The organism is Parapedobacter lycopersici (assembly GCF_024643285.1).
GTDB lineage: Bacteria > Bacteroidota > Bacteroidia > Sphingobacteriales > Sphingobacteriaceae > Parapedobacter > Parapedobacter lycopersici.
In genome coordinates this window covers 470298-486506 of sequence record NZ_JAMSLW010000003.1, presented here as the reverse complement: position 1 = coordinate 486506, position 16209 = coordinate 470298, and the positions used below count along the sequence as shown (strand labels likewise).

General features: G+C 52.9%; 9 protein-coding genes. 1 reads left to right on the top strand and 8 read right to left on the bottom strand.

Features of this window, described 5'->3' with window-relative positions; genetic code table 11:
- Positions 1 to 8 precede the first annotated feature (8 nt).
- The 7 genes from NEV57_RS08965 to NEV57_RS08935 all read right to left on the bottom strand — a co-directional run bounded on the left by NEV57_RS08965 (position 9) and on the right by NEV57_RS08935 (position 14050).
- Positions 9 to 3194 carry a SusC/RagA family TonB-linked outer membrane protein gene (locus tag NEV57_RS08965; RefSeq protein WP_257657976.1) on the bottom strand — a complete coding sequence of 1062 codons (3186 nt, stop codon included), beginning with the start codon at positions 3192 to 3194 and terminating at the stop codon, positions 9 to 11.
- 94 nt (positions 3195 to 3288) lie between these two features.
- Entirely contained in the window at positions 3289 to 4530 is a 1242-nt protein-coding gene (gene dgoD / locus NEV57_RS08960) for a galactonate dehydratase (protein WP_257657975.1), read from the bottom strand.
- Positions 4531 to 4607: 77 nt separating this feature from the next.
- A complete protein-coding gene (locus NEV57_RS08955) occupies positions 4608 to 5912 on the bottom strand; it encodes an MFS transporter (RefSeq protein WP_257657974.1) in 1305 nt (434 codons plus the stop codon).
- A 35-nt stretch (positions 5913 to 5947) separates the two neighbouring features.
- Positions 5948 to 8137: an outer membrane protein assembly factor BamB family protein gene (locus NEV57_RS08950; protein WP_257657973.1), complete on the bottom strand. Its 2190-nt coding sequence runs from the start codon at positions 8135 to 8137 to the stop codon at positions 5948 to 5950.
- Positions 8138 to 8204: 67 nt separating this feature from the next.
- Complete coding sequence (locus NEV57_RS08945) at positions 8205 to 9668, bottom strand: RagB/SusD family nutrient uptake outer membrane protein (RefSeq protein ID WP_257657972.1); 1464 nt, start codon at positions 9666 to 9668, stop codon at positions 8205 to 8207.
- Positions 9669 to 9691: 23 nt separating this feature from the next.
- Entirely contained in the window at positions 9692 to 12748 is a 3057-nt protein-coding gene (locus NEV57_RS08940) for a SusC/RagA family TonB-linked outer membrane protein (protein ID WP_257657971.1), read from the bottom strand.
- Positions 12749 to 12784: 36 nt separating this feature from the next.
- Positions 12785 to 14050 carry a mandelate racemase/muconate lactonizing enzyme family protein gene (locus NEV57_RS08935; protein ID WP_257657970.1) on the bottom strand — a complete coding sequence of 422 codons (1266 nt, stop codon included), beginning with the start codon at positions 14048 to 14050 and terminating at the stop codon, positions 12785 to 12787.
- A gap of 119 nt (positions 14051 to 14169) precedes the next feature.
- Here NEV57_RS08935 and NEV57_RS08930 point away from each other — a divergent pair, with 119 nt between their 5' ends.
- Positions 14170 to 14295, top strand: a complete 126-nt coding sequence (locus NEV57_RS08930) for a hypothetical protein (RefSeq protein WP_257657969.1) — start codon at positions 14170 to 14172, stop codon at positions 14293 to 14295.
- Positions 14296 to 14539: 244 nt separating this feature from the next.
- Here NEV57_RS08930 and NEV57_RS08925 read toward each other — a convergent pair whose 3' ends face one another.
- Positions 14540 to 15583, bottom strand: coding sequence for a LacI family DNA-binding transcriptional regulator (locus NEV57_RS08925; RefSeq protein WP_257657968.1), 1044 nt, complete (start codon positions 15581 to 15583; stop codon positions 14540 to 14542).
- Positions 15584 to 16209: the final 626 nt, after the last annotated feature.

Here is a 16209-nt window from a genome sequence, read left to right as displayed (position 1 = left end):
AATCAGGACTACAACTTCAGGCTGAGGTTAAATCCAAAGCTTCTGGTAAGCGGCAGGCTGGGCCAGAAGTCCAGGCCCACAGCGTTGTCGGAATTGCTGCTTACCATTTCCGGATGCATGTTATCCGTCCATTTCTTGATGGTCAGGACGTTGTTGGATACCGCGCTCAGTGTTAAGCCCTTTACAAAGAAATTGGTCGGCAGCAGCTTGCTGAAATCATAGCTTAATGTTACCTGCCGCAGGTTCCAGTAGCCGCCGTTGAATACCAGGTCTTCATATATCCCCAGTACATTGGTGCTTTCGTAGAACGGCTGCAATGCCGACTGCGTTTCGTTTATTCCGCCATCGGGGTTTACCCCTTCGCCGATCACATAACCTTCTTCCCGTCCGCCAAGGGTCACTTTGTGCAGCCCGTGGCGGATGTAGTTCATATTGGAGCCGCCGATCATTTTGTTTCCGAGTTTAAAGTCGATCAACGTCGAAAGCGATATTCCCTTGTAATTGAACGTATTGGTAATCCCGCCGAAATATTTCGGGAGTGCACTACCGACATTGATCGGATCGGGATCCCGCATGGGACGGCCGCTATTCTCGTCGAACACCTTTCTCCCCTGCTCATCGCGCAGGTAGCCAAACACATACAATTGACTGAGTGGCTTTCCCACCACCTGCCGGAGCGTACTGCCGCCGCTGCCACCCACGGTGATCATCGTGTCGGCCGGGGTAAGGCCAAGGGACAGTACTTCGGACGTATTGAAAGATGCATTAAATGCGATATCCCAGCGGAAGGCATCGGTCTGGACCGGCGTACCCGAAATCAGGAACTCCACCCCCTGGTTCATACTTTTACCCACATTGATCAGCCGCGTGGTATAAGACGAAGCGTCCGACACCTGAGCGGCGAGAATCTGGTCTTCCGTGATTTTCCGGTAGTAGGTCAGGTCCAGCCCGATATTGTTGAACAGCCGCAGCTCGATACCGGCCTCGGCCTCCGTAACCCGCAGCGGGCGCAGGTTGGCATTGGGGATTGTTCCGGTATTGATTTGGCCCACAGGCACCTGTTGACCCGACGGTGTTGGTATTAAATTGTTATTCACGCTATAATACAATGCGTTGGAATAGGGCGCCACGTTATCCGCACCCACCTGGGCAAATGCTGCGCGCAGTTTTCCAAAGCTGATCCAATCGGGCATCTGCCATACCTCCGAGAACAGAAAGCTACCGGTAACCGAAGGGTAAAGGATACTCCGACTTCCCGGCGCCAGCGTAGAAAACCAGTCGTTACGCACCGTGGCATTGATATACAGGTATTCGCGGAAGGCGACGGTGGCTGCTCCATATAACGAGTTGACTTTCTTCTCCGAAATGCTGTAAAACGGATCCTTCACCCGGCCATTCATGATCGTATATAAGTTCGGTTGAATGAAATCCGTAACCGTTACGCTGTTGTAATCCATCCGCTCAAACCGCTGGTTACCTCCAACGGTAAGGTCGATATTGAAATCACCGAACGTGCGGTTTGCCCCGACCAGGAAATCGAAGTTCTGCTCCCTGAACCGTCGCGTATCCTGCGTATAGGCGCCATTCACAAAACCTACCGGCGCTTCAGCAATCGGTGCATAGCCGTTCGGAATGTTGTAGTCCTGGTCGCGGCTATAAAAATCCTGCGCGATGCGGCCCTGCACATACAACCAGTCCGCAAACTGGTACTTGAGCAGAATGTTGCCAAAAAGACGGTCGCGTTTGATGTTTTCAAAATGCTGGTTTACCGAATAGTAAGGGTTATTCCTCACCAGGAAGCGCGAAAAGACAAATTCATCGCCGTTGGGCATCAGCTGGTTCTGCTCCAGCGCCTCGAAGGGCATCGAATTGGCCAGGGTATTGATCACCGTAGCCGTTGCAAAATCCTGGGTGTTGGTCTGCGGCGGATTACGGTTCTGTTCATTCGAATAATTGATATTCCCCTGTACCGTCAGTTTCTTGTTCCGCGAGATGGTCTGGATGAATCCCAGGTTAACCGTCTTCCGGTTAAATTCGGAATTGGGAACAATACCCCGGTTATCCGTGTTTGACAGCGAAAGATTGAATCCGCCGTTATCCCCGTTGTTGGAGAGCGTAATGGTATTGGTCAGGTTTTTCCCCGTATTATAGAACCTGCGTATCCGGTTCCTTACGGGTTCATAAGGCCATTCTTCTCCGTCAAACAGGATCTGCGTCATCCCCGGCTCAAATTTTTCACCGAAACTCCACACCCCGGATGTGGGGAACGGGGACGTAGGCCGCACGCCGCCTTCTCCCTGACCGTATTCGTACTGAAAATCCGTAAAATCCAAGGGTGTTTCGGCCGTGAAGTTGACATTATACTGAAGTCCCAAACCCTGTCCTTCCCCCCGGTTCTTGGTGGTGATCATGACCACCCCGTCCTTTGCCCGCGAGCCATACAGCGCAGCCGCCGTCGCTCCTTTTAACACGGTCAGCGATTCAATATCATCCGGATTAATGCTCGATAACCCATCACCGCCATCCGAATTATTGGCCGCCCGATTACCGAAATCCCCGCCGATGCCATAGTTCTGGTTATTGATTGGTACACCATCCACAACAATTAACGGGCTGTTCTGGCCACTGAAAGAAGACTGGCCGCGGATCCGGATTTTACTGGTTCCACCCGGACCGGTAGACATGCTTGAAATATTCACCCCCGATACCTTTCCCTGCAGCGATCCCACCAGGTTGGAGGTCCGGTTAACGCTCAGGTCCTCGCCGCCCACGGTTGCCGTGGAATAGCCAAGCGACCGCGCCTCGCGCTTAATACCAAGCGCCGTCACCACCACTTCGCCGATCTGCCGCTCATCCCGTTGCAATTGCACGTTGTAGGTGGTCCGGCCGGATTCCAGCTGAACTTCCTGTGCCACAAAACTCACCGACGTAAATACCAGCACCCCCGTGGCCGGTACATTGCGCAGGGCATACTGCCCGTTGTCGTTGGTAACCGTCGAAGTTTCCGCACCCTTGACCCGGACCGTAACACCCGAAAGCAGCGTGCCTTCGGCGTCCGTAACCGTGCCATTGATCTCCTCCTGAACCCAATGATCCCCTTTTTCCGGAGCCGGATTACCCGGCACTGCCAAACTGGCCAGCGGACATAGATTCATTATCAGAAACCAATAAAAAAGCGATTTTTTTGTTTTCATGATAAAAGGTTTTAAAATGAATAATTGGTTAGTACTATTTGGTTTAATCGATTAAACAAAAGGACAAAAAGCCCGATTTAATCGTGTCGGTCGATTACCAATCGACCACCGAGCCGTCCAATGCATTGTAGGATTCCGGATTCCGCCAGTCGTGTCCGATTTTGTCGGCCAGCTGGTCCTCATCGAGTTCAATGCCGAGACCCGGACCCCGTGGAATGAGTACGGTGCCGTCCTTTTGCAGTTGAAAGGGGTTTTTCAGGTAACCTTCTCCAAGGGAAACCTGCTCCTGTACCAGGAAATTAGGCACACTGGCTGCCAGGTGAAGTCCTACCGCAAGCGAAATAGGTCCCATCGGGTTGTGCGGTGCAATAGGCACGTAATAGGCCTCCGCCATTCCGGCAATGATCCGCCCTTCCGTGATTCCCCCTGCATGGCAAAGATCAGGCTGGATGATGCTGGCTGCCCCCTTTTCCAGTACCTCGCGGAATCCCCATTTCGTATAGACCCGCTCGCCGGTGGCAATCGGAATATGGGTGCTCCGGGCAATCTCCGCCAGTACGTCCAGGTTCTGCGCCTGGCAGGGTTCTTCGATAAAATAAGGCTGATAAGGTTCCATTTCCTTAATGAGCAGCTTGGATGTCTGCGGCGGGATACTGCCGTGAAAATCAATCGCAATATCCATGTCGTCCCCACCCGCGTCCCGGAGCGATGCGAAATTATCGATTGCATGCTTCACGAATTTGGGGTTTTCCACAAAATCAGCCGGATGCTCCTTCGCTACCCCAGTCTTGATGACGGTATACCCTTCCGCTTTGCGTTGCCTCATCTGTTCGGCATTGGACGCTCGTCCATAGACCCGCACACGGTCGCGCGTAGGACCGCCGAGCAGCTCCCATACCGGCACATTCAGCAGCTTTCCCTTAATATCCCACAGCGCATGGTCAATTCCACTGAGCGCACTGGTCAGTATCGGGCCGCCACGGTAAAAAGCATGCCGGTAAATGGCCTGCCAGTGGTGTACGATATTCCGGGGGTCCTTACCAATCAGATACGGTTCAATTTCCTTGATAGCAGTCTGGATGGTCAGTGCCCGTCCCTCCAGCAGCGGTTCACCCAGGCCCACCACGCCCACGTCGGTGTGGATCTTCAGGAAAATCCACCGCGGTTTGACGAGGAATGTTTCCAGCTTTGTGATCTTCACCTCCCCGTTCCCTTTGATCTGTCCGGCCATTGGCCTGCCTTTCCCATCCTGCATGGCATAGACCGATTGCGGAAGAGACAGGGCGGTTGCACCCGCCACACCAAGCACCGACTGGATGGCAGCCCTTCTCGACATACTAGGTTTTCTTTTTGCTGTCATAATTTGTTACATTTTAGTTAACTGATTTAATTGGTTAATTTGTTTGCTATATATCACTGACTCACAATATCTTCCAATTTCACACGCTTGGGGTTTCGCGTCAGTAGGTGGATGATCGCAAAAGTAATCAGATACGTAAATCCGCACACCGTAAATAAAATATTGTAGCCAGCCGTAATGTTGCCAAGCCCTTCATAGTAATCCAGGAGTGTGCCCACCAGCATCGGAAACAGGATTCCGCCAACGGCCCCTGCCATTCCGCCGATCCCGACAATCGAGCTGACGGCCTGTGTGGGGAATAGATCCGACGCGATGGTAAATACGTTCGTAGCCCATGCCTGGTGGATAGCAACCGCCAAGCTGATGAGCGCCACCACCATCCACATGTTCGATGCAAACTGAACCAAAATGATGGAGATCTCACACAGCGCAAACACCAGCAACACCGTTTTCCGGGCTTTGAGTGTAGGCCATCCCCTTTTGATCAGCAGCGACGACAAATAGCCGCCACCGATACTGCCCACCGTGGTCGACGTATAAATAATCATCAGCTCCAGACTCGGCTTGGTCAGGTCAAGGTTAAAGGTACTCGAAAAATAGGCCGGTAGCCAGAACAGGAAAAACCAGAATATGGGATCAATAAATGCCTTTCCGACAACGAATGCCCATGTCTGGGGGAAAGAGAAAAGCTTGAGCCATTTAATCGACACCTTCTCCTGTACTTCCCCCTCTTCCTGTCCGGTACGGATGAGTTCGCGCTCCTCATCGGTAATCCATTTATTTTTAGCTGGAACACTGTACATAAAATGCCAAAAGATCATCCAGATAAATCCCAGGGCACCTGTAATCAAAAACACCTCATGCCAGCCGTAATGACTTAATATCCAAGGAACAAGCAATAACGCAACAACAACACCAACGCTGGTGCCTGAATTAAAAATACCGGTGGCCAGCGCCTTTTCCTTTTTCGGAAACCACTCGGATACCGCCTTTACCCCCGCCGGAAAATTACCGGCCTCGCCAAGGCCGAGTCCCAAACGTGCGATACCAAAACCCCAGGCACCCCTGGCCACGGCATGCAGCATGCCTGCCAGGCTCCAGATGCCGACGATGATGGAGTATCCCTTTTTGGTGCCGACCTTATCGACAAACCAGCCGAAGAAAAGCAGGCCGATGGCGTAGGCCGCAGTAAATGCCATCACAATATAGGCAAAGTCCGTTTCGGACCAGTCAAACTCCGCTTCCAAAATGGGCTTTAACAGCCCGATAATCTGACGGTCGAGGTAGTTGATGGTCGTGGCCACGAATAACAGCACCAGTATGTACCAACGGTAATTTTTAATCTTAGCAGTAATCATATTTCCTTTCTTATCTAGTTTTTTGTTAAATGCAATTATGGAAGAGCAAAAGCCACGTAAGTCCCTCCGGATTTAAGCCCGTATCGCGCACCGCCCGCAGCGATGGCAACGTATTGTTTACCGTCAATCATATACGTAATGGGCGTAGCAAAGCCACCCGCCGGCAGCTGATGTTCCCATAAAATTTCACCGGTATCGCGGTCAAACGACCGTATTTTTTCGTCATAAGTTGCGGCAATAAAAACCAGTCCGCCAGCCGTCACCACCGGACCGCCGTGGTTCTCGGTGCCCGTTGGTGGAATGCCCTGTGCCCTTAGTTCGGGGTATTCCCCCAGCGGCACCTGCCACAGGTATTCGCCGGTGTTCATATCAATGGCATTGAGCAATCCCCAGGGCGGCTTAATCGCCGGATAATTCTCCTGATCGCGGAACTGGATATTCCCATTATTTAAATAGGGCGGAATATACGGAAAATCGGCTCCCGTGTTCGCAAGATCTGCGGGTCCGGCATGAAAATCACGTTCCGCATCCGGTTTGTTCCCCTGCAGCAGGTAATCGATGATGGCCTCGCGTTCCTGCCGCTCCAGGTGCTGGAAGGACGGCATACGTCCGCTGCCGCTTTCGACCAGCGCGGTAATCTGTTTCCGCGTCAGGCGATCGCCGACGTTCCACAGGTTGGGAATAGCCTGGGCAGCAGTACTACCGGCACCTTCCTTTGAAATCGCATGGCAGGATGCACAGTTGGTGTTGAACAGTGCCTGTCCGGTCGACCGGGCTGCCGCTGTCTGGCCGTAATTCGGGTTCTCGCGCATCTGCAGCCACCAAAGCATGTTATTGGAGTTCTGATACAGGATGCCGTCGGGAGTCGCCGCATTGCCGCCCCATTCCGCGCCTCCGCCGAACGCAAAAAACAACGTACCTTCCATACTGGGATTGGTATAACGGCCTTCGTACCGGCTGTTTCTGAATCGGTCGAGCACATAAGCACGGGCCTCGGGTGTGCGGTTGGTCAGGCTGTCTTCCGTAAGCACCTGCATGGCAAAAGGCCGCGGCTTCGTGGGCCGGGGCTGTGTAGGCCACGGGTGTTCCCCTGGCAGGGCATAGGAGCCCTGTACGGGTACTTCCTCTACCGGAAACAGCGGTTCACCGGTTTCCCGGTCGAACAGGAATACATAGCCATCCTTGGTTGCCTGGGCAACCGCATCAATTTTACGGCCGTTATGGGTGACCGTCATCAGGTTCGGCGGTGTGGGGAGATCCAGGTCCCACAGGTCGTGATGAACGGTCTGGAAATGCCATATCCGCTTTCCGGTCCCGGCATCCAGTGCCAGCACCGAATTTGCAAACAGATTCTGCCCTTCGCGGTCGCCGCCATAGAAATCGACGGAAGGGGATCCGGTCCCGGCATACACCATGCCCCGCTTTTCGTCCACTACCAGGCCCGCCCAGTTATTGGCACCGCCCATTTTCTTATATGCACCGGGTGCCCAGGATTCGTACCCTTCTTCGCCCGGCAATGGAATGGTCCGGAAAGTCCAGGCGAGTTCGCCCGTCCGGATGTTGAACGCCCGGATATACCCCGGCGCGGCATCGCCGCCTTCGGATACCCGTGATCCGATAATAAGCAGATCACGATAGACTACCCCCGGTGTGGTTAAATCCACGAGCAGTTTAGACACATCGCGTCCGATCGAGTCGAGGTCGCCCAGTCCCTGATACAGACTCGTTCCACCATCGTCGCCAAAACCGGTTACCTTTTTGCCCGTTGTCGCATCAATGGCATACAGTACGGGGCCCACGCCATATAAAATCCGTTTGTCATCACCGTCTTCCCAGTAGGCAACTCCCCGGATCGGGTGGAATACCGGCTTTTTATCCGACTGGCCAAACGGATCAAATTTCCACAATTCCTTCCCCGTAACGCCATCCACGGCAAACAACTTCATCGTAGCTGTCGTTCCATAAAAAATACCATTCACCACAATTGGCTGACATTCCACCATCCGCGTCCATCCGGTGGTACCGTCGTTGTCACCGGAATCATAAATCCACGCTACCTGAAGTGAATCAACATTGGTTTTATTAATCTGCGTTAAGTCGGCATATCGATTGCCGGCCTTGTTCCCGCCATACGCGGGCCAATCCCTGTTTAAGGGATCAATGGCTGACTGACAGGCGGTAAATAACAGGGTAACGGCTAATACAGAAAGCGTATGCAATTTCATCTGATGTCAAAAAAGTGCCAGGCGGAGGATAACCGGGGTTATCCCGCGCCTGGCGTCCAAATTTAAATTATAGATTCGGGTTGGCTGATGTTTCCGAAAAGGGTAACGGGAAAACGTAGTTTTCTTCCGTGAGCGTGCCAATCGGCTGCAGGTCGTTAGCGTCTTTATTGCTATTGGCTTCCGCCACCAGCTCGAGCCGCACGAGGTCGAACCACCGGGTGCGTTCCGCAGCAAATTCCCATGCGCGTTCCTGCACCACCGCATCCGCAAACTCCGGACCCGACATGTTTTCAAAAAGATCAAGTTCAGCCCGTTGCCTGATGGCATTGATGCACTCGTATGCCAGATCATCCGGCGTACCGGTGGCACGCGCCTGGGCTTCCGCATAAATGGTCAGCACATGTGCGTAGCGCATCATGGATTCCGGTATCTGCGATGCCCAGTTCTTCACTTCGTCCTTCTGGTAATACTTATAGTAATAGGGGTGTTGCGTCTGGCTGTCTTCCCACGATATGGTACTGCCGTCACCTTTTACGAATGTGGTCCGGAACGTTGCGTCTTTGCGCGGGCCCTCAGGGAAATCACGGAAGAAGTTAAGCTCCGCAAAAAAGTCGTCCCATCCCCCCTCTTCACCCGGCATGGCCGAGAATCCGTAATTCGCATTGTTTGTGGAGCCAACGCCCATAAAGGTGGAAATCTGGAAAACTGATTCGGCCGTTCCGTTCTTTTCCGGATCGTTTTCAAACAGTTCGGTATAAGTATCCAGCAGCCGGAAACCGTACAGGTCCTTATTTTCAATAACCTCACGGGCTTTCGCGGCCGCCAGGGCATATTTATCCGTCTGCTTGAGCGGCCAGCCTGCCATGGTTAAATAAACATCGGCCAGGTAGGCCTTCACCGTGCCCTTGTTTGGCCGTCCAGGATCACGTTTGGTATTGGGAACCAGCTCTTCAGCCTTTTGCAGGTCGCCTACAATTAAGTTATACACTTCTTCCGGACCGCTTTTTCCGATGGCCAGCAGGTCCTCCGAAAACTCTGCCTGTTGAATAAGCGGAATATCCTTATATAACCGGACCAGCCAGTAATAGGAAACCGCGCGGATGAAATATGCTTCACCGACAATCGCATCGATGGTTGCCGCATCACCCTGGGTATTCTGGTAGTTCGCAATGATGTTATTTGCGCCCTGTATCGCTTTATAGCACCCGTTGTACAGCGCCTGTGTACGCTGGTTGGTGGCCGGTACGGCAAATTGGTCAAACTCCCGGAAATCCGCTTTGTTACTCGCCTTATGGGTAGTCACATCGTCGCCCCCCATGGTGGCGGCAATGCCTGTGGCATGGATAAACCCATAGCCCCAGGTGTTTGCCCAGCCCTTATATGCACCGGTCAGCGCAGCTTCCAGCCCTTCCTGGCTTTCCAGCGCCTGGGCGCCCAGCAACCCACCCCGGATATCTTCATCCAAATAGTTCTTGCATCCCGCCACCATGATCACGGCAGCGCCCAATGCCCATATTAAATTTCTTTTCATGATCTTAATTCCTTTCATGATCGTTAAAAACTTAAGTTAACGCCGGCCGTATAGGTACGCGAGTTGGGGTATGCCCCGTAATCAATACCCTGTGCCGTATCCGTACCGGAGCCGATGTTGCTGGATTCCGGATCAATACCCTTATAATCGGTAATGGTAAATAAGTTGGTTCCGCTGACAAAAACGGATATACCCAGCTTATTCAGGGTCGGCAGCTTATAGGATAGACTCAGGTTTTTCAGCCGGATGTAACTGCCATCTTCAATGAACCGGCTCGATTGGGTATAGACGACATTGGTAGCGCTGAATGCCGGAATATCCGACGTTTCATTTACCCCCGGAATGTAACGGTCCTTGATCTCCGACAGGATGTACTGCCGGGCATCCCCGCTTCCGGACATTGCCGCTGCACGTGTATAATTAAGCTTGTCTATACCAAATACCCCCTGGAAGAATACATTCAGCGTGAATGATTTATAGGAAACGGTGTTGTTCCAGCCCGCGGTAGTCGCTGGAATGCCCCGGCCGATCACCTGGAAGTCGTCCGTCGTGATCTCTCCGTCATCATTGATGTCCTCATACCTGGAGTCGCCCGGCTTTGCATTAAACACGGCAGCGTCGGCTTCCTGTCCAGGTTTCCAGGTACCCAGGTACTTCAGTCCCCAGTACGAACCGAGCGAATAACCCGGAATCAGCATGAATTCGTTGGTGGTTGACATGCCCGCACCAACTCCGGTGCCCTGGCCGATGCGCGGGGCAATCCCACCCAGGCTGACCACTTCGTTCGTGACCCGTGAAACATTGAAGTTACTGGTCCAGTTCCAGTCGTCTGAGTCGAGAATGATGCCACGCAGCGCTACTTCAAAACCCTTGTTGTGCACCTCGCCGATATTTTTGGTCAGGGATCCGCCACCCACATATGCCGGGAGCGATTGATTTAACAACAGGTCGGTGGTGTTTTTATTAAAGTAGTCGGCTTCCAGCGCAAGACGCCCCTGGAAGAAACTCATTTCCAGCCCTATATCCACCTGCTCGGTTGTTTCCCACCGGAGATTCGGATTCCCCGGGTTGCCCAGCATAATGCCGCTTGCAATGCCTGAATTGTCAAACGCAACCGGCGCGTTGGTGTTGTAAGAGGACAACGTAGCATAGGGGTTGATGGCCTGGCTGCCGGTCTTTCCCCAGCTGCCACGCAGTTTCAGCGAGTGGAATACATTGAGGTCCCGGATAAATGTCTCCTCGGCCAGGTTGTAGCCGATGCCTACGGTGGGGAACGTACTGTATTTGTTGCCCTCGCCGAATTTGGAGGATCCGTCGTGCCGTACAGCCACCGACAGCAGGTATTTATCGCGGAACGCATAGTTCACCCGGCCGAGGTAAGAAAGCAGGGTCCACTTGCTGAACCCGGTTCCCACGGCAAAGGAGTTGGCCAGCTGTAGGTTATAGTATTCCAATGACGGGAATTTCAGTCCATTGCCAGTGGACGAAAAATTATTGGTGACGAACTGCTGCGTTTCAAAAACAGCGACCGCATCCACACGGTGCGCTTCGTTGAATACGCGGTTATAGGACAACGATGCCGTGCCCTGCAACGTCCAGTCCTCGGCCGACGACCGCGAGGCGCTCGGATTGTTCCGGCTGACCACCGGGCCGTTATAGGACTGGCTTTGCCGGTTCAGGTAATTCACGCCGTATTGCAGGTCGAGCGTCAGCCCTTCCACCGGCAGGTGGTAATTCAGGCCACCGATCAGGTTAACAAAGTTTCCCTGGTTGAGGTTCGCTCGGTCATACATCAGCGCAACCGGACTGACCATGACCGACCCGACGGGATCGGCGGCTGTAAATCCGCCATCGGCATCATAGGCCGAGGTTGTCGGCGCCCACGACAGGGCCTGCACTACCGGATTGCCGGTGCCGCTCATTAGGTTCGTGTTGCTGTTTTCCGTGCGTGATCCCGTCGCATTCACCCGGATGCTGATATCATCGGTTAGGTTGGAATTGATATTGGAACGGAACATATACCTTTTAAAGCCGGAATTATTAATAATCCCGTCGTTGTTCAGGTAATTTCCGGATACCATGTAGGTAGTTTTCTCACCCCCGCCGGAAACCGTCAGCTGGTGCTGCTGGCCCCAGGCCGGACGGAAAACGAGGTCCTGCCAGTCAGTTCCGCCACGTTGTTTGAAATCGGCCACCTCCTGGTCGGTAAAAATCCGGGAAATACCCATATCGTCGGAGCGTGTATTGGCAATATCCGCGAATTCCCCGGCATTCAGCACGTCCCACCGGTTGATCAGGTAAGAACGGGAACCCTGTGCCGAATACGTCACGTTAAACCCGCTCCTTGTCCCCTTTTTTGTCGTTACGATCACCACCCCGTTGGCACCCCGGCTACCATAGATCGCCGTGGAAGCCGCGTCTTTCAGTATCTGGATGCTTTCAATATCGTTCGGGTTGATGGTATTAAAATCAACACCCACGAAACCGTCTACCACATACAGCGGGTTATTGTCGCCAAGTACCGAATTCGCGCCGCGGATCCGGATCCGGGCATCACTTCCCGGCGCGCCGCTGGCGTTGGATACCTGCACGCCGGTTGCCCGGCCCTGGAGTACCTGATCGACACGCGACACCGGCTGTTCCTCAAATTCGGTGGGTGAGATGGAGGCCACCGAACCCGTCAGGTCGGTCCGCCGCTGGGTACCATATCCCACAACCACTACTTCATCCAGCGCAGCGAGGTCGGTTTGCAGCTGTACGTTGATGGTAGCTTGCGTGCCGACCCTGATTTCCTGCGTGCTGTATCCCACGTAGGAAAATACCAGCACAGCATCCGCACCTGCCTGAAGGGTGTAATTTCCTTCCCCGTCGGTTACCGTGCCGGCGCCGCTGCCCCTGACCTGTACACTAACGCCAGCCAGGGCGCTGCCGTCCGTGGCTGTCACCTGCCCCCGTACGGCATTTTGCTGACGGGCGAAAGACGGAACCGTAAAAAGTGCCAGTATCAGGCACCAACAAGCGAGCCGAATGCCTTGCAGCTCCAGCTTGTTTACTTGTAAACGTTCTGATTTCATAGTCATAATTGGTTGGTTTATTACTTGTGTTAAATTGGCGTATCACCAGTTGTGGATAGCACCATCCGGACTTTTAAGGTACGGATGCGGAAACGGCGTGTTTTCCGTAATCTCCATGACGAGATCTGCCTTTTTCGGATCAAAGGTAACCCCGAGCCCCGGTTCGGGTTTTAAGTATAGTTTCCCTTCCCGGAAATCGATGTAATCTTCGTTGAAATAAGCCGGCCGTTCGGGTTCACCGCCCGCCAGTTCCATCATGCAGCGGGTCGGGCTGCTCGAACCCAGCACATGTACCAGCGCAGCCGAGGAAAGCGGTCCGGTAAAATGCGGGATCAGCCCCACATAATGCGTTTCGCAGATGGCCGCAATTTTCTTGTATTCGGTAATGCCGCCGGTATTGGGGAGTGTCATCCGGCTGTAGTCAATCAGCTTTTTCTCAACCAGTTCATTGGTATCCCAGCGGTCGCCGAACTGCTCGCCCACCGCGATCGGAACATTGGTCATCTGCCGGACCTGCTCATATACCCCCGGGTTCTCGGACCGCACGATATCCTCTACAAAATAAGGCTGGAGTTCTTCAAAGGCCTTGCAGATCTTAATGCCGTCCGTCAGGTCGAACCGCGTGTGGAGATCGATCGCCCAATTGCCATTGCCACCAACCGCCTGGTCAATCTGCCGGGCGTATTCGATGGTCTGGTTTACATGCGTATAAAAATCAAATGGATCTTTTCCGTTACCTCCGGTCGGACCGATGCGGTAACACCGCAGTCCTGCAGCAATGCAGTCGCGTGCCCGGTCGGCTTCGTTCGTGGCTTTGGATGCGCGGAACCCCGTGGCATAGCATTCCACATATTTGCGCGTAGCCCCGCCCAGCAACTCATATACCGGCACGCCGAGTGCCTTCCCCTTAATGTCCCAAAGTGCCATCTCTATGGCACCCAGTCCATGCAGTTTCTCCCGGCCCGGCGGGTAAAACATGCCGCGGTACAGGTATTGCCAGATGTGTTCAATGCGGAAAGGATCCTCACCGATGATCATCTGCGCGCACTGTTCCACCACATCCTTTGCCCCACCCTCTCCGATGCCGATGATGCCGGAGTCGGTCTCGATCTCCACGATACCCCGGGCCTGGTTAAACAGTGGCTTATTATATCCCGGCGCACTGTAATAGCGGATTTTCTTGATCTTGAAATCAGAATAAGCGGCCGAATGAGCCGCTGGAGCGGCCAGCGCCCGGGAAAAGGCGGTACCCGCGACAAGTGCCGCCGAACCCACTACCGCCGATTTTAGGAAACCACGTCTTTGCATAGCTGAATTGTTATAAAGGTTTATAATAATTTAATCGATTAAGCTTCTTTGGCTTTACATCAATTAATCGATTAAGCAATTGTACTAAAAGGAAAAGAGCGCCCTCAATTCGTGTACTAATGAAAAATAATCTTATTCTCGGTTTTGCTATTGGCAGCAATACTTATCTAACAAATATAAATTTAAAAATTTGGTTTGCAAACTTTTTGAGAAAAAATAAAAAGGCTGAAAGTAGCTTACCGTAACGGTGTTTTGGTACACTTCGCAAAAAAATACGGGGTAGTATCCTGTGGAAAATCGATTATCACGGGTAATATAGCTGTTGCCCCATTCCAACACGGACCCGCGCTTATGCATTCCGTTTGCCAGCGGTTCGTTGTTTATTCATTTCCGTTTCCGGCAATCCGGCCGGTAAAACCGAAAATTAAAGCGATATCCATCTTATTGGTGATCGTATCACCCGGAATTGTCCGCACATGCAGCAAATCCCTACAGCACGTCCGCTTTGGGTCGGGAAGACGCGCGGGTCACCAGCGTTGCATTAATGCGGACCTGCTCCACCCGGTTGTCGTCCGTGCGGTCGAGGTTCTTAATCAGGATTTCCACTGCTTTTGTCGCAAGCAGGTCGACGGATTGCTTTACATAAGAAATGGGGCACTGATACAGGTCGAACCACTCTGCCTGTCCGAAACTCACCGCCGCAAAAACCTGCGGTATTTTCAAACCCAGCCGGTTGAGGTATTTGATGCTGTTCACCGCCAGGTCATTCGTTGAGAAAATCATGGCATCTATCGGGTCGTCCGCACGGAGCATTTCCTCCAGTGCGGCATTGATCTCCTCGCTTACATTGAACTGGTTGATTTTGCGCAGCCAGCCTTCCTGCAGCACAATCCCGCTGTCATGCAATGCGTCCTGGTAGCCCTTTATCCGTTCCTGCATATGGAACAGGGTGGTATCGTAGGCCATCATCCCGATTTTACGGTAGCCGCCGGCCACCAGGTGAATGCCCGCGTCGTACGCCGCCCGGTGGTTGTCGGTTACCACATAATCTGTTTTCAGCTGGGGGAAATGCCGGTCCAGCAACACGAACGGGATGTGTTGCTGCTGGAGGTAACGGAGCTGTTCTTCCGACCCTTCCGAGGAAACGATAATGAAACCGTCTACTTTGCGATTGATCATTACCCGGAGCACGTTGGCCGACTTCTCCGCATTCTCGTCGCAACTGCCTATAATAATGGTGTAATTATACTTCCGGGCCACGTCATCGACAATCCGGGCAATGTTTGCAAAAAACGGATTGGCAATATCGGCAATGACCAGGCCGATCGTAAATGACTTCCCGCTCCTTAGGCTTTTTGCAATCAGGTTGGGCTGGTAATTTAATTCCTCGGCTACCTGCAATATCCGCGCAGCCGTCTCCTTCCCTACCCGGCTTTCCTGGGCCTTGCCATTCAGCACATAGGAAACCAAAGCCGTTGATACGCCCGACTTTAAGGCGATGTCCTTCAATGAAACGTTTTTCTTTCTTGCCATGCTATTGTCCGTTCAGTTCCCGGGCCGGCCGTCCACACCTGAATTAATCCAAAAAAACCCCGGTTACCAGTCTGTGAAACGATGTGTATGCCATTACCAGAAGGCGAATATAAAAGAAGTTTTTTATTCCCGTACGATACGGTGGCATCCGTTTCCTGCGGAAATGATCCGGGTTGGCTATTTTTGTTTGCCTACTTCGGACAATAAGTCCTGCATCAGCAATTCCCCGGGATACGGTAAGTGGGCAAGTCTGTATCTTCGTGCTACCTGCTTCGGAATAAGTCAACGGCCAGGTCACTGTGCTTCCACCCTGAGTCCGGTATTTACCGGCAAAAGGTGGACTCAACGTGGACTCACCCTGGACTCACTCTGGACTCACTCCGAAGCAGCTGCAAGGAAAATATTTACCTGACCCGTTCAGGAAGCGACACCGGATATGTTCAGGCTGCGTATCGAAACCGGGCCGGACCACAGTGGTCCGGCGTCGTGCCTCCCCTGTAAACAGTCAACACACGGCACACCGGACGTTTGTCCGGATGCATGAAATTAAAAAATTCACGCCGGTCGCCCTGGAAAATTCGCTTATTCCGATTATTTTCAGGAGCTTTATCCCTTGTTCAACCAAA